General features: G+C 71.9%; 24 protein-coding genes, 1 tRNA gene and 1 other RNA gene. 18 read left to right on the forward strand and 8 right to left on the reverse strand.

Translation table 11 applies throughout. The features are described from left to right. Positions 1 to 192 precede the first annotated feature (192 nt). On the reverse strand, positions 193 to 921 hold the full coding sequence (locus FHS39_RS16210) for an AfsR/SARP family transcriptional regulator (RefSeq protein ID WP_184350041.1): 729 nt from the start codon (positions 919 to 921) through the stop codon (positions 193 to 195). Between the two features lie 477 nt (positions 922 to 1,398). Between FHS39_RS16210 and FHS39_RS16215 the strand changes: the two genes are divergently transcribed. Further along, positions 1,399 to 2,250 (forward strand): 2OG-Fe(II) oxygenase, encoded by an 852-nt coding sequence (locus FHS39_RS16215; RefSeq protein ID WP_184350042.1) that lies wholly within the window; start codon positions 1,399 to 1,401, stop codon positions 2,248 to 2,250. A 92-nt stretch (positions 2,251 to 2,342) separates the two neighbouring features. Beyond that, positions 2,343 to 3,260: a hypothetical protein gene (locus FHS39_RS16220; protein ID WP_184350043.1), complete on the forward strand. Its 918-nt coding sequence runs from the start codon at positions 2,343 to 2,345 to the stop codon at positions 3,258 to 3,260. On the opposite strand, the gene FHS39_RS16225 is transcribed toward FHS39_RS16220, so the two are convergent. Beyond that, a complete protein-coding gene (locus tag FHS39_RS16225; RefSeq protein ID WP_184350044.1) occupies positions 3,241 to 4,158 on the reverse strand; it encodes a ScbA/BarX family gamma-butyrolactone biosynthesis protein in 918 nt (305 codons plus the stop codon). The genes FHS39_RS16220 and FHS39_RS16225 overlap by 20 nt on opposite strands. 121 nt (positions 4,159 to 4,279) lie before the next feature. Here FHS39_RS16225 and FHS39_RS16230 point away from each other — a divergent pair, with 121 nt between their 5' ends. Both FHS39_RS16230 and FHS39_RS16235 read left to right on the forward strand, forming a co-directional pair. Then, positions 4,280 to 4,933: a ScbR family autoregulator-binding transcription factor gene (locus FHS39_RS16230; protein WP_184350045.1), complete on the forward strand. Its 654-nt coding sequence runs from the start codon at positions 4,280 to 4,282 to the stop codon at positions 4,931 to 4,933. Beyond that, entirely contained in the window at positions 4,930 to 5,817 is an 888-nt protein-coding gene (locus FHS39_RS16235) for an NAD-dependent epimerase/dehydratase family protein (protein ID WP_184350046.1), read from the forward strand. Before FHS39_RS16230 ends, FHS39_RS16235 begins: the two co-directional genes overlap by 4 nt. Here the strand turns inward: FHS39_RS16235 and FHS39_RS16240 are convergent. Next, positions 5,814 to 6,386, reverse strand: coding sequence for a TetR family transcriptional regulator (locus FHS39_RS16240; protein WP_184350047.1), 573 nt, complete (start codon positions 6,384 to 6,386; stop codon positions 5,814 to 5,816). The two genes, FHS39_RS16235 and FHS39_RS16240, sit on opposite strands and share 4 nt — an antisense overlap. A 195-nt stretch (positions 6,387 to 6,581) precedes the next feature. Between FHS39_RS16240 and FHS39_RS16245 the strand changes: the two genes are divergently transcribed. Both FHS39_RS16245 and FHS39_RS16250 read left to right on the forward strand, forming a co-directional pair. Further along, positions 6,582 to 7,772 (forward strand): IS701 family transposase, encoded by a 1,191-nt coding sequence (locus tag FHS39_RS16245; RefSeq protein WP_246470273.1) that lies wholly within the window; start codon positions 6,582 to 6,584, stop codon positions 7,770 to 7,772. Between the two features lie 95 nt (positions 7,773 to 7,867). Then, complete coding sequence (locus tag FHS39_RS16250) at positions 7,868 to 8,713, forward strand: ATP-grasp domain-containing protein (protein WP_184350048.1); 846 nt, start codon at positions 7,868 to 7,870, stop codon at positions 8,711 to 8,713. Here the strand turns inward: FHS39_RS16250 and FHS39_RS16255 are convergent. After that, entirely contained in the window at positions 8,710 to 9,459 is a 750-nt protein-coding gene (locus FHS39_RS16255) for a TetR/AcrR family transcriptional regulator (protein ID WP_184350049.1), read from the reverse strand. The two genes, FHS39_RS16250 and FHS39_RS16255, sit on opposite strands and share 4 nt — an antisense overlap. Before the next feature lie 142 nt (positions 9,460 to 9,601). Here FHS39_RS16255 and FHS39_RS16260 point away from each other — a divergent pair, with 142 nt between their 5' ends. The 3 genes from FHS39_RS16260 to FHS39_RS16270 all read left to right on the forward strand — a co-directional run bounded on the left by FHS39_RS16260 (position 9,602) and on the right by FHS39_RS16270 (position 14,897). Next, positions 9,602 to 11,005 carry a serine hydrolase domain-containing protein gene (locus FHS39_RS16260; protein ID WP_184350050.1) on the forward strand — a complete coding sequence of 468 codons (1,404 nt, stop codon included), beginning with the start codon at positions 9,602 to 9,604 and terminating at the stop codon, positions 11,003 to 11,005. 222 nt (positions 11,006 to 11,227) lie between these two features. After that, the gene (locus FHS39_RS16265) at positions 11,228 to 13,216 is read left to right on the forward strand and encodes a M6 family metalloprotease domain-containing protein (protein ID WP_184350051.1); all 1,989 of its coding nucleotides are present in this window, start codon (positions 11,228 to 11,230) and stop codon (positions 13,214 to 13,216) included. Positions 13,217 to 13,403: 187 nt separating this feature from the next. Next, positions 13,404 to 14,897 carry an SDR family oxidoreductase gene (locus tag FHS39_RS16270; RefSeq protein ID WP_184350052.1) on the forward strand — a complete coding sequence of 498 codons (1,494 nt, stop codon included), beginning with the start codon at positions 13,404 to 13,406 and terminating at the stop codon, positions 14,895 to 14,897. Between the two features lie 22 nt (positions 14,898 to 14,919). Here FHS39_RS16270 and FHS39_RS16275 read toward each other — a convergent pair whose 3' ends face one another. Next, the gene (locus tag FHS39_RS16275; RefSeq protein ID WP_343069605.1) at positions 14,920 to 15,954 is read right to left on the reverse strand and encodes a PP2C family protein-serine/threonine phosphatase; all 1,035 of its coding nucleotides are present in this window, start codon (positions 15,952 to 15,954) and stop codon (positions 14,920 to 14,922) included. A gap of 228 nt (positions 15,955 to 16,182) precedes the next feature. Here FHS39_RS16275 and FHS39_RS16280 point away from each other — a divergent pair, with 228 nt between their 5' ends. After that, positions 16,183 to 17,517 carry a DUF2254 domain-containing protein gene (locus FHS39_RS16280; protein ID WP_184350054.1) on the forward strand — a complete coding sequence of 445 codons (1,335 nt, stop codon included), beginning with the start codon at positions 16,183 to 16,185 and terminating at the stop codon, positions 17,515 to 17,517. Here FHS39_RS16280 and FHS39_RS16285 read toward each other — a convergent pair. Both FHS39_RS16285 and FHS39_RS16290 read right to left on the reverse strand, forming a co-directional pair. Beyond that, the gene (locus FHS39_RS16285) at positions 17,511 to 18,194 is read right to left on the reverse strand and encodes a DUF899 family protein (RefSeq protein ID WP_184350055.1); all 684 of its coding nucleotides are present in this window, start codon (positions 18,192 to 18,194) and stop codon (positions 17,511 to 17,513) included. The two genes, FHS39_RS16280 and FHS39_RS16285, sit on opposite strands and share 7 nt — an antisense overlap. Positions 18,195 to 18,288: 94 nt before the next feature. Then, complete coding sequence (locus tag FHS39_RS16290) at positions 18,289 to 19,077, reverse strand: alpha/beta fold hydrolase (protein WP_184350056.1); 789 nt, start codon at positions 19,075 to 19,077, stop codon at positions 18,289 to 18,291. 163 nt (positions 19,078 to 19,240) lie between these two features. Here FHS39_RS16290 and FHS39_RS16295 point away from each other — a divergent pair, with 163 nt between their 5' ends. Then, positions 19,241 to 20,092, forward strand: coding sequence for a helix-turn-helix transcriptional regulator (locus FHS39_RS16295; protein ID WP_484600447.1), 852 nt, complete (start codon positions 19,241 to 19,243; stop codon positions 20,090 to 20,092). Positions 20,093 to 20,212: 120 nt separating this feature from the next. Here FHS39_RS16295 and FHS39_RS16300 read toward each other — a convergent pair. Then, positions 20,213 to 20,300 (reverse strand) — tRNA-Ser (locus FHS39_RS16300). Between the two features lie 110 nt (positions 20,301 to 20,410). On the opposite strand from FHS39_RS16300, the gene ffs reads away from it, so the two are divergent. From ffs to FHS39_RS16335, 7 genes are all read left to right on the forward strand, one after another. Then, positions 20,411 to 20,505: signal recognition particle sRNA small type (gene ffs, locus FHS39_RS16305), an RNA gene on the forward strand. A 74-nt stretch (positions 20,506 to 20,579) separates the two neighbouring features. Next, a complete protein-coding gene (locus FHS39_RS16310) occupies positions 20,580 to 22,853 on the forward strand; it encodes a DNA polymerase III subunit gamma and tau (protein ID WP_184350057.1) in 2,274 nt (757 codons plus the stop codon). A 125-nt stretch (positions 22,854 to 22,978) separates the two neighbouring features. Next, positions 22,979 to 23,317: a YbaB/EbfC family nucleoid-associated protein gene (locus FHS39_RS16315; protein WP_184350058.1), complete on the forward strand. Its 339-nt coding sequence runs from the start codon at positions 22,979 to 22,981 to the stop codon at positions 23,315 to 23,317. Between the two features lie 147 nt (positions 23,318 to 23,464). Beyond that, positions 23,465 to 24,064, forward strand: coding sequence for a recombination mediator RecR (gene recR, locus FHS39_RS16320; protein WP_184350059.1), 600 nt, complete (start codon positions 23,465 to 23,467; stop codon positions 24,062 to 24,064). Continuing rightward, the gene (locus FHS39_RS16325) at positions 24,057 to 24,716 is read left to right on the forward strand and encodes a DUF5063 domain-containing protein (RefSeq protein WP_184350060.1); all 660 of its coding nucleotides are present in this window, start codon (positions 24,057 to 24,059) and stop codon (positions 24,714 to 24,716) included. The genes recR and FHS39_RS16325 overlap by 8 nt, the downstream gene beginning before the upstream one ends. 156 nt (positions 24,717 to 24,872) lie before the next feature. After that, on the forward strand, positions 24,873 to 25,694 hold the full coding sequence (locus tag FHS39_RS16330) for a helix-turn-helix domain-containing protein (protein ID WP_184350061.1): 822 nt from the start codon (positions 24,873 to 24,875) through the stop codon (positions 25,692 to 25,694). Further along, positions 25,691 to 25,987: a DUF397 domain-containing protein gene (locus tag FHS39_RS16335; RefSeq protein WP_184350062.1), complete on the forward strand. Its 297-nt coding sequence runs from the start codon at positions 25,691 to 25,693 to the stop codon at positions 25,985 to 25,987. Before FHS39_RS16330 ends, FHS39_RS16335 begins: the two co-directional genes overlap by 4 nt. Positions 25,988 to 26,175 lie beyond the last annotated feature (188 nt).

Raw genomic sequence — 26,175 nt, forward strand, 5'->3', positions numbered from 1 at the left:
GAAGTTCCGGGCCACCGTACTGCCGCGAATGGCCCTCAGGGCCGTTTCTTTGAGCGCATGAGAGTGGCCTTTCAGCGCGCCAACCGTGTGCGTTTACCGGCGCTTTAGCGGCCCGGCACACGAAACGGCCCGCCGGAAATCCGACGGGCCGTCACAGACTATATGTAGGGACCAACCAGGTCCCTTTGTGCGTCACACCACAGAGGCGAAGAGGCCGTTCTTGCGCTCTTCCAGCCAGCTCTCCCGATTGAGAATTGCATGGTGCAGCTTGTTGAGCCGCTGCCCGGGATCCATTCCCAGATGCTCGACGAGCGTCTGGCGCAGCCCGTGATACGTGGAAAGCGCCTCGGCGGCCCGGCCGTTGCGGTAAAGGGCGGTCATCAGCAGGCCCTGGATCTTCTCGCGCTTGGGGTATTGCAGCGCCAGCCGGCGCAGGTCGCTGAGGACCATGAGCTCCCTGCCCAGCAGCAGATCGATCTCCAGCTTGCGCTCGTAGGCGGACATCCACGCCTCGTCCAGGACGATCCCCAGCTCGCGCAGCGACGGGACGTCGCGCAGGTCGACCAGGGCGGGGCCGCGCCAGAGGGCGAGCGCGCGCTGCAGGTTCTGCGCCTCGCGCTCCAGGCCGGGCCGGTCCTCCGGGTGCGGGGCGCCCTTGCGCTGGGTGAGCCGGAGGAATTCGTCGAGGTCGAAGCCGTTGTCGCCCAGGTGCAGGACGTACCCCGGCAGGCTGGTGGAGAGGCTGCCCGAGGCGAAGCCGGCTCCGGCCAGGTGCTTGCGCAGCTTGGAGATGTAGACCTGGAGCGCCGCGCGGGCCGTGGGCGGCGCCTCGCCGCCCCACAGGCAGTCCACCAGATCGGCCACCGAAAGGCATTGGCCGTGCTTGGAGACCAGCAGGGCCAGCAGGGCTCTCTGCTTCAAGGGCCGTGGCGTGCAGATGGTTTCGTCGTCGGCTGCTATTTCGAAGTGGCCAAGGATTCTGAATTCCATTACGACTCCCCCATCGTTCCGCTCGGGACGCTTCCAAGCAGCGACGCCAAGCACGAGCGAAGCTACACGTCGGGGAACCTCCCCACATCCGCGTACGGGCGTGCGCGAAGGGCACTCCCCAGTGCTGCCAAGGGGGAGCGGCGACCGGGCGGCTCGCGGCCCGTCACCACTTTGGCAACTTTCCCCCCGGGACCGGCCCCCGTGCACCGGACCCGCGTCGTCCGCCGCAGGGCGGCATGTCCGGCGCCGCCACCCAAAGGGCCGCCAAAGCCCGGCAGAAGGACGGCAGAAGGCCCGGAAACGCGGCCGTTTCCAGGCCGCTTCCAGGCCGTTTCCGGGCCGTCCGCGGCCGCAATCCGCGATCTACGCTGTGCAGCGAATTGATCGGCCATCGAAAAGGATTCGGCAATGCTGACCGCTGCAACCCCCGCCATTTCGCCCTTCGGTGAGCTGGCGAACCCGCGTGTCATCGAGGCGGAGCGAATTACCAGGGCGGACCTCCTCGCCCTGGCGCACGGCGACGCCATTGCGATCGTCGTCCGCCGTTACTGCCCGCAGGACCTGTGCGAGCGTGCCACCGAGCAGCTCATGAAGGACCGCCTCTACGGCGAGTACGCGAACGTCCCGGGCGTCCACAAGTGGGGCCTGAACACCTACGAGGGCCTGTCCACCGCGGAGCGCGAGAAGCGCTACTTCAACGAGGCCGTCGCCGCCGTGCAGTCGCTGCGCGACGCCTGGTCCCCCTTCCTCTCGCCCATCGACCGGCTGCGCCTGGAGCTCCAGGAGGGCTGGCCGGGCGGTGCCAACATGGAGCACCTGGACGGCAACCCGCTCTTCGTCGGCCAGGCCCGCGTCTTCCAGGAGGGCAACGGGGCCATCCCCCACCAGGACTTCCTCTCCTGGGAGCTGGAGGACCTGCGCCGCGAGGCCCGCGCCGACGGCAAGCCCGAGCTGCTGACCCAGATGACCGCCAACCTCTACCTGCAGACGGCCGAGGAGGGCGGCGAGCTCGAGCTGTGGTCGCGCGGCTACGAGCACGCCGAGTACGACGCGCTGCGCATCACCGCGGACAGCTACGGACTCAACCGCGACCTGATCCCGGCGCCCGCCGTGGCCCTCAAGCCCGAGGCCGGCATGCTGATCCTCTCGCACGCCTCCCGCATCCACGCCGTCCGCCCGTCCAAGGGCCGCGACCGCGCCGCGGTGAGCTTCTTCATCGGTGTGCGCGGCACCGACCAGCCCCTGACGTACTGGAGCTGAGCACGCAGCGGTACGGGGCGGTCCGCGCGGACCGCCCCCGTGCCTCCACGACTCTTCACGCACGACTGCACGGAACGGACGAGGGAACGACCATGAAGTGCCGGGACACCGCTGCGGGCCGGCAGGCGCTCAATCCCCATGCGCGGCAACGGCTGACGGCCGCTCTCGAAGATCTCTGCGCCCACAAGGCGGGGCTGGCCGCTGCGCTTCTCGCCCTGTCCCGTCGCGCCCCCGGCGACGGCCACCGCGAGACGCTGCGCGCCCACAGCGCTGAGCAGCGCCGCCACGCCACGCTCTGCGGACAGTGGCTGGCGCGGCTGCGGCGGGAGGAGCAGTCGGCGTACGGCGTGCCGCCGCCGCGCCGCGTCTGCGTACCGGCCTTCGGCCCGGACGCGGTCGCGCACTCCGGCTGGCACGAGGGCCTGGTCGCCTGTTACCTGACCGGACTCGGCGTCCTGACGGCCGCGGCCCTGCGCTCGCTGCGGCACACCGCGCGCACGGCCGGCGTGCTCTCTTCCCACGGCTCTTCCCACGGCTCTTCCCACGGCACTTCCCACGGGCCTTCCTTCGGCTCGCCCCTCGGCCCGTCCCTCGACTCCGCCCTCGCGGGGATGGCGCGCGAGGACGCCGGGCAACTGGCGTACGGCCTGACGGTCGCCCGTGACGGCGCGCTGTCCGGGCACGCCGAGGGCATCGCCGCCGCCTGCCTCGACGGCATCGACGCGGCCGCCCGCGCGCTGGTGAACCCGGGGCGGCAGGTGATGACCCCCATGGTGCCGGTGGCCCTGGCCCAGCGCGCCCGGACGCTGGACGACCGGTGGAACGCGGCCCGCGAGGAGGCCGTCGGCCACCTGGTCCGCAGCGGCCTGGAGGCGTACGGGGAGCAAGCCCGGCGCCGCTGGGACGCGGCGCTGGACCGGGCCTTCGACGAGTACCGCGAGCGGTGGGGCACGCAGCACTTCGTGCAGCGGGCGCAGGCGGCGGGCCTGCTCACCCCAGCCGCGCGGTGACCGTGGCGGCGAACACCTCGTGACCGTGCTGGGTCGCCACGACCCGCACGGCCGCATCGTCGCCCTCCCGCTCCAGCACTTCGCTCTCGATCCAGCACGGCGCGTCGAACTCCACGTACCGGTGGAACGCGCTCTCCATCCCGGTGACCAGCGCGCAGTGCGGGTAGAGCGCTTCGTGCGCCGCCTGCCGCGCCGCCTCCAGCAGCAGCATGCCCGGCGCGTGGTCGACCGGGTGGTCGAAGAGCACCGGATGGTTCAGGTCCATGCGCAGCTGGAAGCGGTGCGCCGTGGCGCTGGGTGAGAGCACCACGTCCTGGAACCGTTCGCGGCCCATGCGCCGGGGCGGCGCCGGGGGCGCCAGCGCGACGCAGCGCGCCGCGGCCTGCCCGAGGTCGGCGTAGGAGCCGCGCAGGCGGGTGTAGACGTTCGGCGACTGGCTGGCGAAACGGGTGGCCGCGGTGCCCAACTGCACGCCGTCACGCATCAGGACGACGTCCATGCGCAGGGCGGCCAGCCGGCCCCCGCGCCGGGTGACATCACTGCACTGGATGTGCATCTCGATCTCGGCCGGAAGCGCCGCGCAGGTCAGGGCTGCGGGGTCGGCAGTCCAGTTGAGGTCGTCCCATATCTGGCGATGTCCGAAGGGGACGTCGTAGCCGAGGTGGCTGAGCAGCGGAATGGTCTGGCGGACGGTCTCCGCCAGGAGCAGCGGATCGTGCCGCCCGTTCACGGCGCCGTAGTAGCTGTGGGCGCGGGGCCACTGCGCGGTGACGGTGAAGGCGTCGCCGTCCAGCGCCTCCCAGCCGGTGACCAGTACTTCGCTCTGCGCTGCCTTGTGCACGTACTGCCGCGGGATCGCGGTCCCGGCGTGCGGGTGCTGCGCAGTGAGGACGAGCATGAGTTTCCCCCGAAAGCGTCTCTGCGTCCGCGTGGTCCCCCCAGCGGACTGCTGACTGCCGCGTTGAACGCGCTGTCCCGTAAGATAAAGAACGATCGTTTTTTTGTCGAGAGGTGCCGGGATGGATGACGAAACGGGAGATATCAAGTCCGAACGGGCGCCCCAGCAGCGGGCATTGCGGACGAAGGCAAGCATTTTGCGGGCCGCGGCCGAGGTCTTCGACGAGTACGGCTTCAGTGGTGCGTCGGTCACGAAGATCACAAAACGGGCGAAGGTCACCCAGGGCGCCGTCTACTTCCATTTCGGGTCGAAGGAGGCCCTGGCGAAGGCCGTGATGGTCGGCCAGGGCGACGAGCTCGAACTGCCCGGCGGCCCCGACGGCCTCCAGCGGCTGATCGACATCACGCTGTACCTGGCCGAGCAGCTCCAGACCAACCCGGTGCTGCGCGGGGGAGTACGGCTTGCCGTCGAACAGGGCGAGTTCGGGGTCCGCGACGACCAGGCGTACCAGCAGTGGGCCGAGGCCTTCCGCGAGCAGTTCCGCGCCGCCCGCGTCCGGGGCGAGCTCCGGCCGTCGGTGGACGAGGCGGAGGCGGCCTGGCTGCTGGTGAGCTGCTTCTCGGGCACCCAGCTGTTCTCGCAGATCTCCACCGACCGCGCTGACCTGCCACAGCGCATCCAGTCGCTGTGGCGCTACCTGCTGCCCGCGCTGGCCGTGGACGAGGTGCGGGAGGCGCTGCGCCTGGAGCCGAGCGGGAAGCGGCGGAAGAAGTGAGGATCACCGTCCTCGGCGCCACGGGGTTCGTCGGCGCGGCCGTCGTCGGGAAGCTGGCGCAGAAGGGCGCCCGGGTGCGGGCGGTCGCGCGGCGGGTGCCGGAGACGGACACCCGCGTGGAATGGGTCGCCGCCGATGTGACCGACCCCGCGTCGCTGCGCGGGCTCTGCGACGACAGCGACGTCCTGCTGCATCTCGCCTGCTACATCGGCCCGGACGAGGAGCGCTGCCAGGCGGTCAACGTGCGGGGCACCCACGCCGTGGTGGCCGAGGCGCGCCGTGCGGGTGTGGGGCGGCTCGTCCTGCTGTCGACCTCCGCCGTCTACGGGGCGGGGCCGCATCGCGGGATCGAGGTCGGCGAGGTGGACCCGGAGCCCGTGTCCGCCGTCAGCCGCAGCCGGCTGGCCGCCGAGGAGCCGGTGCTGGCGGCGGGCGGCGTCGTCCTGCGGCCGGGGCTGATCCTGGGCGCGGGGGACCGCTGGGTGCTGCCCGCGGTCCAGGACGCCGTGCGCCGCGTCCCTGCGCTGTGGGACGGCGGGCGCGGGCTGCTCTCGCTCGTCGACGTCGACGACCTCGCCCGGCTGATCGCCCGCATCGCGACGGTGCCCGCGGCGCAGGCCCTGGCCCCGGGCGTCTACCACGCCGGTCACCCGCGGCCGGTGCCCAGCGGTGAGTGGATCGCGGCGATGGCGGCGCGCGGGCTGGTCGAGCAGCCGGTACGGGACTGGCCGCTGGACCGATGTCTGGCCGAATTGCGTGGCAGGCCCGGCGGAGTGACGGAGCGTCAGTTCCGGCTCTTCGCGCAGGATCACTGGTACCGCAGCGACGCGGTGTGGCGGGCCGCCGGGGTGCACCCGGGCCCCGGCCCGCTGAGCGCGCCCTAGAGCGGCCCGGCCGCCGCCCCCGGCTGGGTCATGAGCCACAGCCGCGCCAGGTGCGCGGCTCCCGTCCCGGGTCCGTGGTGGATGCCGATGCTCCGGATGAACAGCGCGGCAAGCCCCACCACGCCGGACGGCGAAGCCGTGGTGGGCAGTTCGCCCAGGCGGCAGGCGTCCTCGGCCAGCCGCCCCACCACGGGCCACCACACCTCCCGCCAGCTCTCCGCCTCCGCGAGCGCCTCCCGTTCCAGCCGCACCGCGCAACGGACGGCGATGTCGTCCTCGGCCTTCTCCGCGAGGCCGAGGACCACAGCGGTGAGCTGCCGTAACGGCGCCGCGTGACCCGCCGTCGCCTCCTCGACCACGGTCCGGCCCGCCGTGACGGCCTGTTCCACCACCGCGGCCGCCAAGTCGCCCTTGGAGTCGAAGTGGAACGTCAGGGCGCCCGTGGAGGCCCCCGCGGCCCTGCTGATCCGGCTCAGCGCCGCCCCCGCGTACCCATGCCGGGCGAACTCGCCCGCAGCCGTCTCGATGAGCGCCGCGCGGGTCCGCACCGCCCTGTCCTGCCTGGCCATTTCTTCCCCGCCCCTGCCTCCGCGCCGCCGTCGCCGGTTCATCTTCAAGCGTGCGGCCAGGGGCAGGGGCGCGAACAGGCCGACTTGCCACAACCGTTCCGTTGTCGGCCGCTTCGGAGCCGCCCGGGGCCCCACTGGAAAAAAAAGAGAGCGTTATGTATTTTTCTCGCGACGGACCAAGGAGGCAGCACACCCATGACCGCGACTGCGACCGCGCATGTTGTGACGCGTCTGCCCGCACGGCAGGCGCAGCCGCACGACCCTTTCACCCCCTTCGCCCAGGAGGTGTTCGCGGAGCTGCCGCGGGCCGACCAGCGCCGCTGGGCCCGCGTCTACCTCGAAGGGCTGCTGGCGGCCCCGGGCCGCAAGTCGATCCGGCAGCTGGCCGCCACCTCCGGCCTGCCCGGGGCGGCGCTCTCCCTCCAGCAGTTCGTCAACGCCAGCCCCTGGGACTGGAAGCCGGTCCGCCGGGCCCTGCTGCGGTGGTCCGAGCAGCGGACGGCGGCCACGGCCTGGACGGTGGGCCTGACCGCCATCCCCAAGCGGGGCGAGCACTCCGCGGGAGTCCACCGCCGCTTTGTCCCGGCCCTGGGCCGGACCATCAACTGCCAGGTCGGCGTGGGCATCTTCCTCGCCGGGGACGGCCGGCAGATACCCGTCGACTGGCGGCTGCTGGTGCCCGGGCGGTGGAGCGACGACGAAGAGCTGCGCGCCCGCGCCAGGATCCCCGCGCTCTACCGGGAGCGGCCCCTCGCGGCGTACGTGCTCGGCATGGTCGAGTCCCTGGCCAGGGAGACGGGCGCCCTCCCGCTGCCCGTGGTGGCCGACATGAGCCATGAGCAGGACGCCGGATCGCTCGTACGCGCCCTCGGCGACCGCCGCTACGACCACGTCATCGCCGTCCCGCCGTCCCTGCCGCTGCTGCCCTTCGCGCAGGACCCCGCGGACGGCGGGCCGCTCGGCGCCCGGCTCCTGCTCGGCCGCCACGGCAGTGCCGTCACCGCCCTGCACGGCACGGCCGCGGGCGGCACGCGCGGCGTGCGCGTCCTGACCTGCCTCGTACGGCTGCCGGGCGTCACCGCCACGCGATCCGTGTACCGCCTCTTCGCCGAATGGGACCCCGTCGGCAACCGTCCCGCACGCCTCTGGCTCACCAACCTGATCCACGACCGCACCGAACGGCTGCTGACCCTCGCGGCCGCCCAGGACGCCTCGGCCACGCTGGACACCCTTGCCGAGGACTTCGGCATCTCCGCCTTCGAAGGCCGCTCGTACCCCGGCTGGCACCACCACATGACGCTGGTCTCCGCGGCCTACGCCTTCGCCCGCCTGTCCGGCACGGGCCACGGCGCGCACCGGGTGCCGGTCTGCCGCGCCACGGCCTGACGGCTTCGGCGGTCGGCGGTATGGGGAGCCGACGGTTTTGGTGGTTGGCGGATAATCGTCTCGCCAGTCGACCGCCCCTCGGCCCCGGGAGAGCGATGCCGTCCGCCCAGCCCCGCGTCCTGTTCGTCACCGACCTCGCCTACGAGGCCCGCGGCCGCAGGTACTGCGACGAGGACATCTTCCTGAGCTCCCGGCTGCGCGAGGACTTCCGCGTGGCCCTGTGCCATCCGCTGGACGCGGCCGAGTTGATGGGCGGCTTCGACGCGGTCGTCATCCGCAACAGCGGCCCGGTCCTGCACTACCAGGCTGCCTACGACGCCTTCCGCGACCGCGCGCTCGCGGACGGCGTGCTCGTCTACAACCAGCTGACGGGCAAGGCCGACATGGTCGGCAAGCAGTACCTCCTCGACCTGAGCGCCGAGGGCTATCCGGTCATCCCGACCGTCGACCGCCCCGAGGACCTCGCCCGCCTCCCGGAAGCGGCCGAGTACGTCGTCAAGCCCAAGGCGGGCGCGGACTCCATCGGCCTGGAGATCGTCCCCCGCGACCGCCTGGAGAGCCACGCCTTCACCGCCGGAGCCGTGCTGGTCCAGCCGCGCATCGAGCTGCGCAGCGAGCTCTCCTTCTACTTCGTCGACCACGCCTTCCAGTACGCCCTGCACGCCCCGCACCCGGGCCGCCGCTGGGACCTGGAGCCGTACGACCCCACCCCGGCCGACCTGGCCTTCGCCCAGCGCTTCGTCGACTGGAACGCCATCGACCACGGCATCCAGCGCGTGGACGCCTGCCGCATCCCGGAAGGCGGCCTCCTCCTCGTCGAGTTGGAGGACCTCAACCCGTATCTGTCCCTGGACGTCCTGCCGGACGGGACGCGCGAGACGTTCGTGAAGAGCATGAAGGCCGCGCTGCACCGGATGCTCGGCGAGGGGGCGGGAGCTTAGGGCTGCTGCCCGAGCCGGGTCTCCAGGCCGTCCAGGACGCGCTGGAGGCCGTAGTCGAACTTCTCCTCGCGGGTTTCGCGCGGGTTCTTGTCCCGCAGTGACGCGTACTGCTCCCGCAGCTGGGGATGGTCGCGGGCGGCTTCCTCGGCGGTGGGGAGCAGGGAGGCCAGCCACTCCTCCTCGCTCCGGCCGAGGCGGGCCAGCGTCGTCAGCCATGCGGCCTCGGTGACGGCCGTGCCGATCACGTACGAGCCGACGGCGGAGACGGCGAAGTCGGCCTCGCCCGCGGGCAGGCCCGCGGACTCGAAGAGCGCGAGCATGCTCTCGGACAGCCGCATGACGTTCGGACCCAGCTGGGTGACGCCCAGTTCGCCGAGGACCGAGGCCGTCCAGGGGTGGTTCAGGATCACCGCGCGGAAGCTGTGGGCACAGTCGGCGGCGGCGGCCCGCCAGGGGATCCCGGCTGCGGGGTCCGGGATCTCGATCTCTCCATAGACCTCGTCCACGACGAGCTCGATGAGCTCGTCCTTGTTGGCCACGTAGGTGTAGAGCGAGGTGGCGCCGGCGTTCAGCCGGGTGCCGAGCTTGCGCATGCTCAGGGCATCGATGCCCTCGGTGTCGAGGAGTTCGAGCGCGACGGACACGATCTGCTCCCGGCTCAGCGCGGGCTGCTCGCGCTTGCCGCGCCGGGGGCGGGTCCACACCGACGGGATCGGTGGCTGCGGGTGCTTCTCGTCGGCCTGCATGCGGCTCCCTTCCTTGTCGCGGGTCACAGGATAGCCATCACGTCGTACGACGTACGCCCTTGCGAACACTGTTCGGAATTCCGTACAGTGTTCGGAGTCGGCGCGGAAAGCGCCGGGGTGCTTGTCGACCAGGGGAGATGTCATGTCCGAGAACGTGAGCCGCACGGTGCGAGAGTTCGACCACCCGCGCTGGCAGGCCCGTCTCACCGAGCTGTGCGCCGCCCACCATGTGCCGGGAGCGACCCTGGCCGTGCTCGTGGACGGGACCGTGCACGAGCTGGCGAGCGGGGTGCTGCACCGGGGGACCGGCGTGGAGGCGACCACCGACTCGGTCTTCCAGCTCGGTTCGATCGCCAAGGTGTACACGGCCACGCTGGTCATGAAGCTCGCCGAATCCGGCGCCCTGGACCTGGACGCTCCGGTCACGGCCGTGCTGCCGGACTTCGCCGCCGCCGATCCGGAGGCCACCCGGGTCATCACGCCCCGCATGCTGCTCAGCCACACCAGCGGCCTGACCTGCGACTTCACCCTGGACACCGGGCGCGGTGACGACTGCCTGGAGCGCTATGTCGAGGCCGCCAAGGGCGTGGCGCTGGACTGCCGGCCCGGCACGGCCGTCTCCTACAGCGGCATCGGCTACAACGTGCTCGGCCGGATCGTGGAGGTGCTTACCGGCCTGACCTGGGACGAGGCGCTCAAGCAGCACCTCTTCGCCCCGCTCGGCCTCGACCACACCATGACGCTGCCGGAGGAGGCGCTGCGGTTCCGGGCGGCGATGGGGCACTTGGGGGAGCCGGGCACCGACCCGGACCCGGCGCCCTCCTGGGACCTCATGCCGCGCTCGGCGGGCCCGTACGGGCGGGTGATCGCCAGCGCGGGCGACGTGGTGCGGCTGGCCCGGATGCACCTCGACGGCGGTACGGCGCTGGACGGGACGCGCGTGCTGGCCCCGCAGACCGTCGTCGCGATGCAGCGCCGCGAGGTCGGCGTCCCCGACAAGTGGACGGTCAGCGCGGACGGTTGGGGTCTGGGCTGGACCCTGTACGACTGGGACGGCATCCCCGGCTACGGCCACGACGGCGCCTCGATCGGGCAGTACGGGTACCTGCGGGTGGTGCCGGATGCGGGCGTGGCCGTCGCCCTGCTCACCAACGGCGGCGGCGCACGCCGCGTCTACGCCGCCCTCCTCCGCGAACTGCTGGGCGAGCTGGCCGGGGTGACGATGCCGGACTCCTTCGCCCCTGCGGCGCAGCCGCCCGTGGTGGACCTCGCGCCGTTCGTCGGCACGTACCGGCGCGAGGGCGTCGTCATCACCGTGACGGAGCGGGACGGCGCGGGCCACCTGGTGTACGAGTTCGTCGACGGCATGAAGAACTTCTCCCCGCCCCTGGAGGCGGACCTCATCCCGGTGACGCAGACGGCGTTCGCCGCCTCGGGCGCGGGGCCCTCCTTCAGCGAGGACTGGATGCCGGTGGTCTTCGCCGAGCTGCCCGACGGCACGGGCTGCTGCTACATCGGGATGCGGGCGGCGCCGAAGGTCGCGTAAGGGCGGGCCCGATGGCTGGTGTTGCCGCTGGGTCGTGCGGGGACCCTGGCGTCACTCCACTCCCCGCCCTACCGTGACCGCGATGGGAACCGCAGCACTGCACCGTCGACGCACCGCCAAGACGACTCAGACAAGAGGTGAGTCTTGTTCCTCCGTCGCAGACGCACCCGCGGACACACCCGTAGACCCACTCGCAGGCTTGCTCGCAGAAGCCCCCGCACTGTGCGCCGAATACGGTGGCTCGGCGCCGTCGCCCTGCTCCTGGGCGCCCTGGCCGTCGTGGCCACCGGCCCCGCGGGCGCCGCATCGGGCCCCGCCGCCCCGCGGCCACCGCTCGTCCAGCCTCTGGACCCGCAGCACTGGCGCAACCCGGACGACATGACCTGGGCCGAGTACCGCGCGGTCCCCGGCACCGACTGGGCCGACCCCGACGTCAAGCCCACCCGGCGTACGTTCAAGGGCGCGCTGGTCCTCCTGGACTACCCCGACGAGGACTTCTCCGTCACCAAGGCGCCCGGCACCGCCCGCTTCGGCAATCCGCAGGCCGGCGCCTCCGGCATTCCCCGCGAGCGGGTGCCCGCCTTCTACCGGGACTTCCTGAACAAGCCCGGCCAGCTCAACCACGGTCACACCATCAACGAGTACTGGATGGAGGACTCCGGCGGGCGGCTCGGCGTCGAGCTGACCGCCTTCGGCGTCTACCGGATGCCGTGGAAGTCGTACCAGTACGGCATCGAGCCCGGCATGAACCCCGGCGCCTGCCCGGTCGGCGACACCTGCGGCAAGGACATCCGCGCCGACGGCAAGCGCGCCTGGACCGCCGACGCGGGCGAGGCCCGGACGAAGGACTTCGACTTCGTCTTCTACCTCACCGCGGGCGTGGACGAGTCCGCGGCCTGGCAGGAGTTCGGGCAGATGAAGTTCGCGACGGCCCAGGACGTGCCGGCCGCCTGGGGACCGCCGTCCCCCGTCGCGGGCGGGGGGAACGCCGCCCGGACCCGCTACGTGCCGTGGACGTCCTGGCAGGCGGCCGCCCGCATCTGGCCCAACGCGGCGGATGGCTCCTCCACCCAGGCCGAGAGCTCCGGCATGGCCACCTTCGCCCACGAGCTCAGCCACATCCTGGGCATCGGCGACAATTACAACAACCCCTACGGCACTCCGCTCAGCCGCTCCTACACCGGCATCTGGGGCATGCTCTCCCGCGGCACGTTCAACGGCCCCGGAGGCCCGCACACCCGCTGGCGGATACCGGCCACCGGCGGCGGCTCGATGGGCGCCCAGCACGTCCTGCGGGACAAGCTCAAGCTCGGCATGGTCGACGAGAAGAACGTCCTGCGCCTGGACCGTGACGCCCTGAAGGACTCCGGCCCCGTCGTCGCCCGCGTCACCGCGCGCTCCGCGCCGCCCGGCGAGAAGGGGCTCACCGGCATCGACATCGCCATGAAGCGCGACCTGTCCCCGGCCTGCGACCGCACCACCAACCCGCTGTGCGACGGCGGGGGTTACGACAACTACACCGTCGAAGTCGTCGACCGCATGGGCATGGACTCCTTCACCCCGGACAGCGGTGTGCTGCTGAGCAAGACCAAGAACGAGGACAACGCCCCCTTCGCCTGGGTGATCGACGCACACCCCGAAGACATCAACGTGGTGGACTTCCGGCGCCCCGACGGCACCTCGCAGAAGATCACCATGGGGGACTACCGGCAGCTCGCCGACGCCCTCTTCCACGCCGGGGCCGACTCCGGTAGCTCGTACGAGTACGTGGACCAGGCCAACCGCCTGCACTTCTACGTGCTCAACGTGCAGCGCGACGCCTCCGGAGTGCTCTCTTATGACATCGGCGTGAAGTCGCTGGACGGCACGGGCCCGGCCGGCCGCGGCCTCGCCCTCGGCAAGGGCACGGCGAAGGGCAGGCCCGCGGACGGCCGGGCGGTGTGCACCTTCGACCTGGCCAACACCGGCCGCACCGCGTCCCTGTCCGACATCTACCGGCTGTCGGCCACCGTCTCGGGCCGGGGCTGGTCGGCGTGGCTGCCCAACCGGCTCACCACGGCCCGCGCAGGCACGTCCGTCACCGTCCCCGTCGCCGTCTCCGCGACGAAGGGCGCCGAACGGCACGGCAAGATCACCTTGACGGCGCGCTCCGAGAGCGATCCCGGCCGGACGGCCACGGCCACGTGTACCCCGACCAAACAGGGGAGTTGAGGCGGCCGGCCGTCACCTTCGCTGACCCGAACGGGTGATGCGCCAACCTGCGCACGGTTGCGGGCCCCGGGCGCAGGGCCAAGCATGTGGGGGGAGGGGCGTGATCACGGCCCTCCCCCCGTACGCGTGAGGTTCCCATGGCGTCACCCGCCGCCCACCGCCGCCGGACCGGCCGGCGCTGACCGCCATGGCCGCCGACGCACCGCCGCTGCGCTGCCTGGTCACCGGAGCCACCGGCTACGTGGGCGGCAGGCTGGTGCCGGAGCTGCTGGCCGCCGGGCACGGCGTGCGGTGCCTGGCCCGTACGCCCGGCAAGCTGCGCGATCACCCCTGGGCCGGGGAGGTCGAGACGGTGGGCGGGGACGTGACGGACGAGGCGGCCGTCCACGCGGCGATGAAAGGCATCGACGTCGCCTACTACCTGGTGCACGCACTGGGCACCGGCCCCGGCTTCGAGGAGACCGAACGGCGCGCGGCCCGCATCTTCGGCCAGCAGGCGCGGGAGGCCGGAGTCCGGCGGATCGTCTACCTGGGCGGGCTGGCCCCGCGCGCGGTGCCCGAGCGCGAACTGTCGCCGCACCTGCGGTCCCGGGCCGAGGTGGGCCGCATCCTCCTGGCCTCGGGGGTGCCGACCGCCGTGCTGCGCGCGGCCGTGATCATCGGTTCGGGGTCGGCCTCGTTCGAGATGCTGCGCTACCTGACCGAGCGGCTGCCGGTGATGGTCACCCCCCGCTGGGTGCGCACCCGGACCCAGCCCGTCGCCATCCGCGACGTCCTGCGGCTGCTCGTGGCCTGCGCCCGGCTGCCGGACGACGTGAACCGCACCTTCGACATCGGCGGACCGGACATCGTCACCTACCGGGACATGATGCGGCGGTACGCGGCCGTGGCCGGGCTGCCGAACCGCCTGATCCTGCCCGTCCCCGTGCTCACGCCCCGGCTGTCCAGCCTCTGGGTCGGCCTCGTCACGCCGGTGCCCGGCGCCACCGCTCGGCCGCTGGTGGAGTCGCTGCGGCACGAAGTGGTCTGCGCCGAGCACGACATCGACCGCTGGGTGCCGCCGCCCCCGGAAGGCCTCCTCGGTCTGGACGAGGCCGTCCGGCTGGCCCTCCAGCGCGTCCGCGACGGCGACGTGGCCACCCGCTGGTCCTCGGCCTCCGCCCCCCGCGCCCCCAGCGACCCGCTGCCCACGGACCCCACCTGGACCGGCGGCAGCCGCTACACCGACGACCGGCAGGCCACCGTCGACGCGTCACCGGAAGCGCTGTGGCGGGTGGTGGAAGGCATCGGCGGCGAGACGGGCTGGTACTCCTCGCCCCTGGCCTGGTCTCTGCGCGGATGGCTCGACACGCTGGTGGGCGGCGTGGGCCTGCGCCGCGGCCGCCGGGACGCGGTACGGCTGCGGGCCGGGGACTGCCTGGACTTCTGGCGCGTGGAGGAGATCGAGCCGGGCCGGCTGCTGCGGCTCAGGGCGGAGATGCGGCTGCCCGGCCGGGCATGGCTGGAGATGACCGTCGACCGCGACCCGCAGGGGCAGACGGTCTACCGGCAGCACGCCCTCTTCTGCCCCCACGGCCTCGCCGGGCACGCCTACTGGTGGAGCGTCAAGCCCTTCCACGCCATGGTGTTCGGCGGCATGGCCAGGAACATCGTCACGGCGGCGGAAATGGATCCGGACTGAGGGGCTGGGGTGCCTGTGCGCGTCATGGGGTCGGCGGGGATTCGCCCAAGCGCACGGCGAGGGCGGCGATGTCGTCGTCGAGGCCCTCTCTGCTGTGGGCGACGAGGGCGAGGTGGAGGGCGTCGAACAGCTCGTAGGGCCGCACCGCGGACTGCCGGCGCATCCAGTCCGTCAGCGGGAAGAACTCGCCGTCCTGGTTGCGGGCCTCGGTGACGCCGTCGGTGTAGAGGAGCAGCAGGTCGCCGGGGGCGAAGTCGAAGGTGTCGATGGTGTAGTGGTCGCCGATCAGCCCCGCGAGGTTGAGCAGCGGCGAGGGGGCGGTGGGCTCCAGGACGCTGACTTTCCCCCGGCTCGTCAGCAGCGGCGGGGGATGCCCGCAGTTGAGGATGCGGACGAGGCTGTCCTCGGGCGGGATCTCGACGAGCACGGCGGTCGCGAAGCGCTCCATCAGGTCCTCGGGCGGGAACGCGGCGCCGTATCGGGTGCTGCTGGCCTCCAGGCGCCGCGCGACGCTGCCCAGATCGGGCTCGACGTGGGCCGCTTCCCGGAAGGAGTTGACCATCGCCGCGGCCGCCCCCACCGCCGGCAGGCCCTTGCCCCGCACGTCGCCGATGAGCAGCCGGACCCCGTACGGCGTGTCGACCACTTCGTAGAAGTCGCCGCCGATGCGGGCCTCCGCCGCGGCCGCGATGTACAGGGACTCGATCTCGACGCCCCCGCAGCGGTCCGGCAGCGGGCTCAGGACCACCTGCTGCGCCGCGTCGGCGACGAGCCGCACCTGGAAGAGGGTCCGCTCCCGCTGGAGCCGGACGTGGCTTCCGTACGCGGCCGCCACGGTGACCGCGACGATTCCGCCCGCCGTCCACCACGTCCCCAGGCCTGGGAAGAGGAAGCCGAGGCCGATCATGAGCATCAGGCAGACCGTCCCCAGCAGGACGGTGGGGAGCACGGGCCACATGGCGGCGGCCAGGGCGGGCGCCGCGGGCAGGAGGCGGCTGAAGGCCAGCTCCTTGGGGGTGTTGTACGCCAGGGCGGCGATGACAACGGTCAGGATCACCGGTGACAGCAGAATGAGCCGCCCCCGGCCGGGGCGACGACGGGGCCGTGACCGTCCAGGCTTGATCACATGAAACAGAATATAGGGGTAAAGCGGACATAGCGCTCTGGTGGGCCGGGCTGCACCGCCCAGCCGGGCCATTAGGCCGTTCGGTGGACGTACGCGCGCGGCCGCCCGGCGCGGGGAACCCTGCGGGCAGGAACGGCAGCCACGGGCAGGAGGTCGGAGATGCGGCCGGTGCGACGCGGTGCCCGAGCCACGGCGCTCGCGGAATACCTGCACGGCGCCCTGTGGGTGCTGCCGGCGACGGCCGCGGCCCTGGCCCTGGTGGCGGGCAGCCTCCTCGCGCGCGTACGGATCCCGCAGGGCTCGGTGCTGCACCCGCTCGCCTTCGCCGGTACCGCGGACGACGCCCGCCAAGTGCTGATCACGATCGCCTCGACCATCGTGACCGTGATCGCGCTGGTCCTGGGCCTGACGATCGTCACCCTCCAGCTGGCCTCGACCCAGTTCTCCCCCCGGCTGCTGCGCAACTTCCTGCGCGACCGCCCCAACCAGGTGGTCCTCGCCACCTTCGTCGCCACCTTCGCCTACAGCACGGCCGGGCTCTACACCGTCCGCGCCACCGGCGGCGCGGACTTCCCCCGGCTCGCCGTCACCGGGGCGATCGCGCTGATCTTCCTCAGCCTCGGGATGCTGGTGTTCTTCGTGCACCACATCGTGCACTCGATCAAAATCGACACGATCATGACCTCGGTCGCGGAGATCGTCGGCCGCGCCGTGCGGACCTACACCCCGGAGGGCCCCGGCGTGGACCGCACGGGGCCGGTCCCGCCGCCGCACGCGCTCGCGCTGCCCGCCGCGCGCTCCGGCTACCTGCAGACCATCCACCTCGAACTGCTGCTGGAGACCGCGGCGGGGCAGGACGCCGTGGTGGCGATCGTCTCCCGGGTGGGCGACCACGTCGTCGCCGGGACGGCGCCGCTGGCCCTCGTCTGGTCGCGCCGGGGCGGTCCGCCGGGAAACGCCACCGCGCTGGCCCGCGCGGTGCAGCGCGCCGTGCAGATCGGGCCGGAGCGCACGCTGCAGCAGGACGTGCTGTTCGGCATCCGCCAGCTCGTCGACATCGCGCTGCGCGCCCTGTCGCCCGCGGTCAACGACCCGTACACCGGCGTCCAGACGCTCGACCGGCTCTCTGTGATCATCAGCGTGCTGGGCGGGCGCACCCTTGGCGACGACATCAGGACGGACCGGGAGGGCGTCGTCAGGGTGAGCGCCGCGGGCCCCGCCTTCGCCGACTGCCTCGATCTCGCGTGCGGCCAGATCCGCCGGTACGGCGCAGGCGAGCCCGCCGTGTGCCTGGCGCTGCTGCGCCTGCTGACCACGGCCGCCGCCTCCGTCACGGACCCGTATCGCCGAGCGGCGGTCACCGACCAGGCCCGCCTCGTCCTGGCCGATGCCGAGTCCCGCATCACCCGCCCCGCCGACCGGGAGGCGGTCCGGGAGCTCGGGACCCGGCTGGTGTCGTCGATGCCGACGGGGCCGGCTGCCGACGGTCAGTAGTTCAGTCGCGGGTACCAGTCGTCGCGGCCGCCCGGCGTCAGGTCGAGGAGGTGCCAGACGGGGCTGAGGAGGTCGATGCCGCGTTGGTCGATGTCCTCGGCCATGCGCGGGTGGGCGGAGTAGAAGTGGCGGATCGTGCCGTCGTCGTCCCGGGTGAAGACGGAGACGGTGGAGTCCTGCTCGCCGTTCTCGTCCTCGCTCCCGAGGTCGTACTTGAAGGTGCTGTCCCCGCAGCTCAGCAGGCGCAGCCGGGACCAGCCGCGGCCCCGCGCATGCTGCCGCAGGGCGGGCAGGCCGGCGGCCGCGGCGATGGCGAAGTCGGCGTTGCGGGCGACATGGTGGGCGATGCCGTTGTATCCGTCGATCCACAGGGTGCACATCGGGCACGGGTCGGTCTGCCGCTTGCCGTACATCAAGTGGTAGACGATCAGCGGCCGTTCCGGTGCGGTGAACAGCCCGCTCAGGGCGACCTCGCGGACGGGGGTGTCGCCCGCGCCGAGGTCGGCGGGGCCCTCGGTGAAGACGTAGTCGTCGACCGGCGGCCCCTGGGGGAGTGCCCGCCGCCGGGCCGCGACCTGCTCGCGGTGGCGCATGAGGTCGATCTCGGCGAGGCGGAGCTCTTCGCGGGCGGCGAGGTACTCCGCGGACTCGCCGGGCAGTCGGGTGTGCCGCACCATCGCGTCCTCCTGGGTGGGATGCCCCGAGGGCAAAATACCCGATATGTAACATCGGCCACATCTTCTCGGCCGGCCTGCGGTGGAGCCGAGGGGGTCAGGACGTGGGGGCGAAGTCGCTCACCAGCTTGATGAACTCCTCCGGCTTTTCGAAGAACGCCACATGCCCGGCGTCGATCTCGGCGTAGGAGCTGTCCGCGATCGCCGCGTGCAGCGTCCTGCTGTTCTCGACGGGGACGGTGGCGTCCTGGGCGCAGCCGATGACCAGGGTCTTCGCCTGGATGCGCGGCAGCAGGCCACGGATGTCCACGCGAGTGTCGAGGTCGACGTGGCGCAGGGTGCCCGGCGTGGGCGGCATGTTGGGGATCAGCTGCTCGACCTGCTCGTGGCCGATGGAGTTGAGGAAGCCGCGGCTGAAGCCGGTCATGGTCACACTCCGCCCGAAGGCCTCTGCGTCGACCTGGCCCAGGCGCTGCCACAGCGTGAACAGGTTGCGCATGTACTCGTCGCCGTCCGTGTGGGCCCAACCGGCCACCAGGATCAACCGCCGTACGAGGTCGGGTCGGAGCGCGGCCACCGCCGCGACGACCGGGGAGCCCATGGAGAAGCCCAGCAGGTCCACGGCGCCGGTGCCGGCATCCTCGATGACGGCGATCACCTGGGCCGCCAGGCCTTCGACGGTCAGCGGAGTGCCGTCATCGGTGGTGCGGTCGGTACCGGACAGGTCTGGGGTGATGACGGTGCGGTTCTCCGCGAAGCGCGGGGAGATCTGCCCCCAGGTCAGTGCGGCGCCGGCCGAGCCGGTGCCGTGGACGAGGACGAGACCCGGGCCGGAGCCGTGACGCTCGTAGTGGACCTGGGCGCCGGCAACGGAAACGGTGGCCATGGTGAAACTCCTTCGACTCGCCCTGGGCGGGCTGGGTGCCTGCCGGGCATCGCTCCGGCACCGAGAACACTGCCGCCGCCCGGTCAGGGGCGGGAGAGCCCTGCCGACCCTGGGACCGGCAGTCCCTGGTTCGGCCACGACCGCGGCGTGCATGATGACCGGCATGACGATCAACCGCCGTGAGCTGGCCGATTTCCTGCGCTGCTCGCGGGACCGAGTCCGCCCGCAGGACGTGGGTCTGCCCCTCGGTCCCCGGCGCCGCACCCCGGGGTTGCGGCGCGAGGAGGTCGCCCAGCTCGCCGGGATGTCGGCCGACTACTACATCCGGCTGGAGCAGGCCCGTGGCCCGCAGCCCTCACCACAGATGCTCTCCGCCCTGGCCCGTGCGCTCCGTCTGAGCGCGGACGAACGCGACCACCTCTACTTGCTCGCCGGTCACCGGCCACCTGCCGGGCACGCCACCGGCGATCACGTCAGCCCCGGGCTGCTGCATCTGCTCGACCAGCTCTCCGCCACCCCGGCCCAGGTGCTCAGCGACCTCGGCGACGTCCTCGCGCAGAACCCCATTGCCCGCGCTCTGCTCGGCGGGGTGTGCACGGTGTCCGAACACGGTCGCAACGTGGTGTGGCGCTGGTTCACCGATCCCGCGGTCCGCGGCGCGTACCCCGCGGAGGAACACGACCACTACAGCCGCCTGCACGTGGCCGACCTGCGGGCCGCCACAGGCCGCCGTGCGGGCGACCTCGCCGCGGCTCGCCTGGTGGAGCGGCTGAGCGAAGCCAGCGACGAGTTCAGCGCCCTGTGGCAGCTGCACGAGGTCGCCGTCCGCCGCCGCACCCGCATGCGCGTGCTCCACGACGTGATCGGCCCGGTCGACCTCGACTGCCAGGTCCTGCTCGCGCCCGAGGGAGACCAACGTCTGGTCCTGTTCACCCCGCCTCCGGGCACCGACACGGCAAGCCGCCTCGGCCTTCTCGAGGTGGTGGGAACCGAAGAGTTCACGGTGGCCGGCTGAACGGAAGGTGCGTGCAGTGGGGGCCGGACCGGAAATCGGTTCGGCCCGCGGGAACCGGAGAACGCCGAAGGCCCCGGCCGGTTTCCCGGTCGGGGCCTTCGGTAGTGCCCGGTGAGGCACTGGCGGAGGATACGAGATTCGAACTCGTGAGGGGTTGCCCCCAACACGCTTTCCAAGCGTGCGCCCTAGGCCTCTAGGCGAATCCTCCGCCGCAAACAATACAAGACGCGGAGGGGTGCTCGCGAACGCCTGGTCGTGGGGTGGGATCGGGGCGGGGGAGCGGGCACGGGCATGGGCTGGGATCCGCTAGGCTGGGGGTAAGCCCCTCACGTGGCGCTATCTCACTGAACTCCCCCAGGGCCGGAAGGCAGCAAGGGTAAGTGGGCTCTGGCGGGTGCGTGGGGGGCCCTTGCGTTTGCGGGCGGGGAACGGGCGGGGAATCTGTGACCTAGGCCACTTGTCAGTCGGGCCCGATATCGTCGTAGGTGTGTCGTCCCTCGCGCTGTACCGCCGCTACCGCCCCGAGTCCTTCGCCGAGGTCATCGGGCAAGAGCATGTCACCACCCCGTTGCAGCAGGCGCTGCGCAACAACCGGGTCAATCACGCGTACCTGTTCAGCGGGCCGCGCGGCTGCGGCAAGACGACCAGCGCGCGCATCCTCGCCCGCTGCCTGAACTGCGAGCAGGGGCCGACGCCCACCCCCTGCGGCGAGTGCCAGTCCTGCCAGGACCTCGCGCGCAACGGCCGCGGGTCGATCGACGTCATCGAGATCGACGCCGCCTCGCACGGTGGCGTCGACGACGCCCGTGAGCTGCGCGAAAAGGCGTTCTTCGGGCCCGCCTCCAGCCGCTACAAGATCTACATCATCGACGAGGCGCACATGGTCACCTCGGCGGGCTTCAACGCCCTGCTGAAGGTGGTCGAGGAGCCCCCGGAGCACCTCAAGTTCATCTTCGCCACCACCGAGCCCGAGAAGGTCATCGGGACGATCCGGTCGCGGACCCACCACTACCCCTTCCGCCTCGTCCCGCCCGGCACGCTGCGCGAGTACCTGGGCGAGGTCTGTGGGCAGGAAGGCATCCCCGTCGAGGACGGCGTGCTGCCGCTCGTCGTGCGCGCCGGCGCCGGCTCCGTGCGTGACTCGATGTCCGTCATGGACCAGCTACTCGCCGGTGCCGCCCAAGACGGTGTGACATATGCCATGGCGACCTCCCTCCTCGGCTACACGGAGGGCTCGCTGCTCGACTCCGTGATCGATGCCTTCGCCGCCGGGGACGGCGCGGCGGCCTTCGAGGTCGTCGACCGCGTCATCGAGGGCGGCAACGACCCCCGCCGCTTCGTCGCCGACCTGCTGGAGCGGCTGCGCGATCTCGTGATCCTTGCCGCCGTGCCCGACGCCGCCGAGAAGGGCCTCATCGACGCCCCCGTGGATGTCATCGAGCGGATGCAGGCCCAGGCCTCGGTCTTCGGCGCCGGCGAGCTCAGCCGCGCCGCCGATCTCGTCAACGAAGGCCTCACCGAGATGCGCGGCGCCACCTCGCCGCGGCTCCAGCTGGAGCTGATCTGCGCCCGGGTGCTGCTGCCCGCCGCCTTCGACGACGAGCGTTCGGTGCGGGCCCGGCTCGACCGGCTGGAGCGCGGGGCCGGTGCCCTCGCGGCCGCCGGCGCCGCGCCCGCCATGGGGTACGTCCCGGGGCCCGACGCCCATGCGCCGGTGAACGGTCTGTCCGGCGCCGCAGCGGCCCGCGCGGCCGTCACGGGCGGAGGCGGGCAGGCCCAGGGTCAGCCGCAGGGCGGTCAGGTGCCCGCTCCGGCGCCCGCCGCGGCCCCCGCGCCCCAGGCGGCCCCCGCTCCGGTCGCGCCGGCCGCCCCGGCTCCCGCCGCCGCGGACGCAGGCTCCCGCCCCGGCGCCTGGCCCGCCGCCGCCACCGCGCCCCAGGCTGTCGCACCCGCAGCCGCACCCGCTTCCGGTCCCCAGCCCGGCGCCTGGCCCACCGCTGCCGCGCCCCAGGCCGCCACGCCTCAAGCCCCCGCGGCCGCGCCCACCGCCGGCGCCTGGCCCACAGCAGCAACGGCAGGAACAGGCGCACCGGCCGCACCAGCCCCCGCATCCCCGGCGCCCCCTGCTCCGGTCGCCCCGGCGCAGCCTCAGCCGGCCCAGGGCGGAGGCGGCGACGCCGGCCAGGTGCGGCAGATGTGGCCCGACATCCTCGAAGCGGTCAAGAACCGCCGCCGCTTCACCTGGATCCTGCTCAGCCAGAACGCCCAGGTCGTAGGGTTCGACGGCACCACCGTCCAGGTCGGCTTCGCCACCTCCGGCGCCCGCGACAGCTTCGCCAACAGCGGCAGCGAGGAAGTCCTCCGGCAGGCCATCAGCGACCGCCTCGGCGTGCAGTGGAAGGTCGAGCTGCTTGTCGACCCCTCCGGCGGCGCCACCCCGCCCGCCGGTGCCGGTGCTGTCGGCGGCTTCGGCGGCGGTGCCCCCGCCGCGCCCCGGCCCCAGTTCCAGGCGGCCGCCCCCGCCCCCCAGCCCGTACCGCAGGCCGCCGCTCCGGCCCCCGAGCCGTACCGCCCGCCGGCCGCCGCGCCCTCCGGGCCGCCCGTGCAGCAGCACCGGGAGCCCGAGCCCCCGCCGGTCGCCCCCGAGGACGACGTGCCGGAGGAGGACGATCCGGATCTCGACGACACCGCCCTGACCGGCCACGACCTCATCGTCCGCGAGCTCGGCGCGACCGTCGTCGAAGAGATCGCCAACGAGTAGCCGCACGCCGTCCGCCCGTCGCCGCATGTTCTTTTTGCGGCATGGGGCGCGGCGCCCGGCGAACACGTAGGCTCGGGCTACCGAAGCATCAGAAGCAACAGTCGTCGACAGCCAGGAGCGAAACCGTGATTCCCGGTGGTGGCCAGCCCAACATGCAGCAGCTGCTCCAGCAGGCCCAGAAGATGCAGCAGGACCTCGCCGCGGCCCAGGAAGAGCTGGCGCGCACGCCCGTCGAGGGCTCGGCGGGCGGCGGCCTGGTGAAGGCCACGGTCAGCGGCGCCGGTGAGCTCCAGGCCCTGGTCATCGACCCCAAGGCCGTCGACCCCGAGGACACCGAGACCCTCGCCGACCTGGTCCTCGCCGCCGTGCGCGACGCCAACGCCACTGCGCAGGAGCTCCAGCAGCAGAAGCTCGGCCCCCTCGCCCAGGGCCTGGGCGGCGGCATCCCCGGCCTCCCCTTCTGACCCGTCGGCTGCCCGTCGGGGCCGAGCCGGCCGTCGGCGGCACGTAGTCGTCCGATCCCGCTGCGTAGTCCGGCGTAGACGGGCGCGCGTAAGTGGACGACCGTAGATACATAGAAGAAAAAAGCGCACAGAAGGAGAAACCGATCCGTGTATGAAGGCGTGGTCCAGGACCTCATCGACGAGCTGGGCAGGCTGCCCGGCGTCGGGCCCAAGAGCGCGCAGCGGATCGCCTTCCACATCCTTCAGGCCGAGCCGGCCGACGTCCGTCGGCTCGCGCACGCGCTGACCGAGGTGAAGGCGAAGGTCCGGTTCTGCGCGGTCTGCGGCAATGTCGCGCAGGAGGAACGGTGCCGGGTCTGCCAGGACCCGCGCCGCGATCCGACGGTGATCTGCGTCGTGGAGGAGTCCAAGGACGTCGTCGCGATCGAGCGGACGCGAGAGTTCCGCGGCCGCTATCACGTGCTCGGCGGGGCGATCAGCCCCATCGAGGGTGTGGGCCCGGACGACCTGCGGATCCGCGAACTGCTGGCACGGCTCGCGGACGGTTCGGTCACCGAGCTGATCCTGGCCACCGACCCCAACCTTGAGGGCGAGGCCACGGCCACGTACCTTGCGCGCATGGTGAAGCCCATGGGGTTGAAGGTCACTCGGCTGGCTAGTGGTCTTCCTGTGGGTGGGGATCTCGAATACGCCGACGAGGTCACGCTCGGGCGTGCCTTCGAAGGGAGAAGACTTCTCGATGTCTGACGCAACGCTGCATGACGCCAAGCGCGATCCGGGCGACTTCGCCGTCTCGGTCGCGGACTCGATCGAGAGTTTCATCGTGGCCGTCGCCGAGGTGTCCCGCGGTGACGAGCCGGACAGCGCCGTCCCCTTCCTCCTCCTGGAGGTCTCCCAGCTGCTGCTGACCGGCGGCCGTCTGGGCGCGCACGAGGACTTCCTCCCGGACGAGCGCTACGAGCCCGACGTCGGCCCCGAGCCGGACGTCGACGAACTGCGCGAGCGGTTCGCGCAGATGCTCGACCCCGTCGACGTCTACTCCGAGGTCTTCGACCCCTACGTGCCGCGGAGCGCTCCGGTCGCCAGCCGGATCTCCGACGACCTCGCCGACATCATCACCGACCTGCGGCACGGCATGGCCCACTACCGCGACGGCCGGGTCAGCGAGGCCCTGTGGTGGTGGCAGTTCTCCTACCTCTCCAACTGGGGCCCGACCGCCTCCGCCTGTCTGCGTGCCCTCCAGTCGCTGGTCGCGCACGTACGGCTCGACCAGCCGCTCGACGAACTCGGCGGCCTGGACACGGACGCCGTGGCCGACGAGCAGCTCGCCGAGGAGGCCGGCCGGGTCATGGCCGCCGAGATCGGCGGCCCGCTGGGCCTGCGCAAGGCAGGCGCGTAGGCCTTACCGAGGCCGCGGGCATCCCCTCGTACGCGCCCCACAGCGCGTACGGGGGGATTTTCGTCTTTTCCGGCCAATGCGATCCCTTGCCGTGCCTAGCCTGAGCGTTCTGAGCGTGTGGAGACGCGGCTGTCGGGGAAGGCCGGAGGAGAAGACATGTCGGGCGACAAGCAAGCACAGACCAGGTCGGCGACGATGCGGATGTTCGGCAGCCAGCTGATGGGCTGGCGCAGGCGAGCGGGCGTGAGCCGCGAGCAACTGGCCCAGGAAGCCGGGTACTCGGTGGACATGGTGAAGTCGGTGAAGCAGGGGCGCCGCAAGCCGCCGCTGCAACTCATCGATGCCGCAGAGTTGTTGTGCAAGGCCGGGGGGTTGCTGCGGGATGCGGCGGAGCACATCGTGCAGAGCAAGTTCCCGGATTGGTTCGAGGAGTACGCGCGGTACGAGGCGGAATGCGCTTCGCTGGGCCTCTATGAGAACCAGCTCATCCCGGGTTTGTTCCAGACGGAGGAGTACGCACGCGCAGTATTCCGCTGTAATCGCCCGCCACTCGACGACGAGGAGATCGAGGCGGGTGTAGAGGCTCGCTTGGAGCGACAGCAGCTGCTGTGCCGCACTCCAGCCGCAGTCATCAGCCTTGTGCTCGAGCAAGTGACGCTGGAAAGGTGGATCGGTGGTCGCGAGGTGATGCTCGGCCAGCTGCGCCATCTCTTGAAGCTGGCTGAGCTGCGCAATATCGATCTGCAGATCATGCCGACGCGGCGCGAGACCCACGCGGGGCTGGCTGGGTCCATGCGGTGCCTGGAGACGCGGGACCACGAGCTGCTCGTCTACTCCGGGATGCAGAAGGGCAGTGTGCTCCTTTCTGGGCCCAAGGAGGTCTCAGACCTGAATATGCGTTATGCCATCCTGCGATCACAAGCTCTCACGCCTGAGGACAGCACGAGACTGCTTGAGAAGACGCTAGGAGAACTATGAACGGCGAGCGCGTGATAGCCAGTTGCGAGGAGCTGAGCTGGTTCAAGTCCAGCTATAGCAGCGGTGACGGCGACGACTGTGTCGAAGTCGCCTTCGCCTGGCGCAAGTCCAGTTACAGCGGCGATGAGGGTGGCGAGTGCGTCGAAGTCGCCACCACCCCCCACACCGTCCACGTCCGGGACTCGAAGCTCGAGCTCCGAGGGCCGAGACTCGACGTAACTCCCGCCGCCTGGGCGACGTTCGTGCGTTTCGCGGGTGCGACCCGAGCTCCGAGGCCCGAGCTCTCTTTGTAAGGAACGGGCGGAGGGGACTTCTCCCACCCACCCACCCAAGTCGCCTTTACCACAAGCGTGGTGACTTTTCGTGACCGGGTTGCGACGTGGCGTACGTACGCCCTAGCGTGCGCAGCAAGAAACGACCCCGGCAGGTGCTCGCAACACCAGGCCGGGGTCTGACCAGCATGATCGAAAGAGAGTCGATC

It is taken from the genome of Streptomyces olivoverticillatus (assembly GCF_014203555.1).
In the GTDB taxonomy this organism is placed as follows: Bacteria; Actinomycetota; Actinomycetes; order Streptomycetales; family Streptomycetaceae; genus Streptomyces; species Streptomyces olivoverticillatus.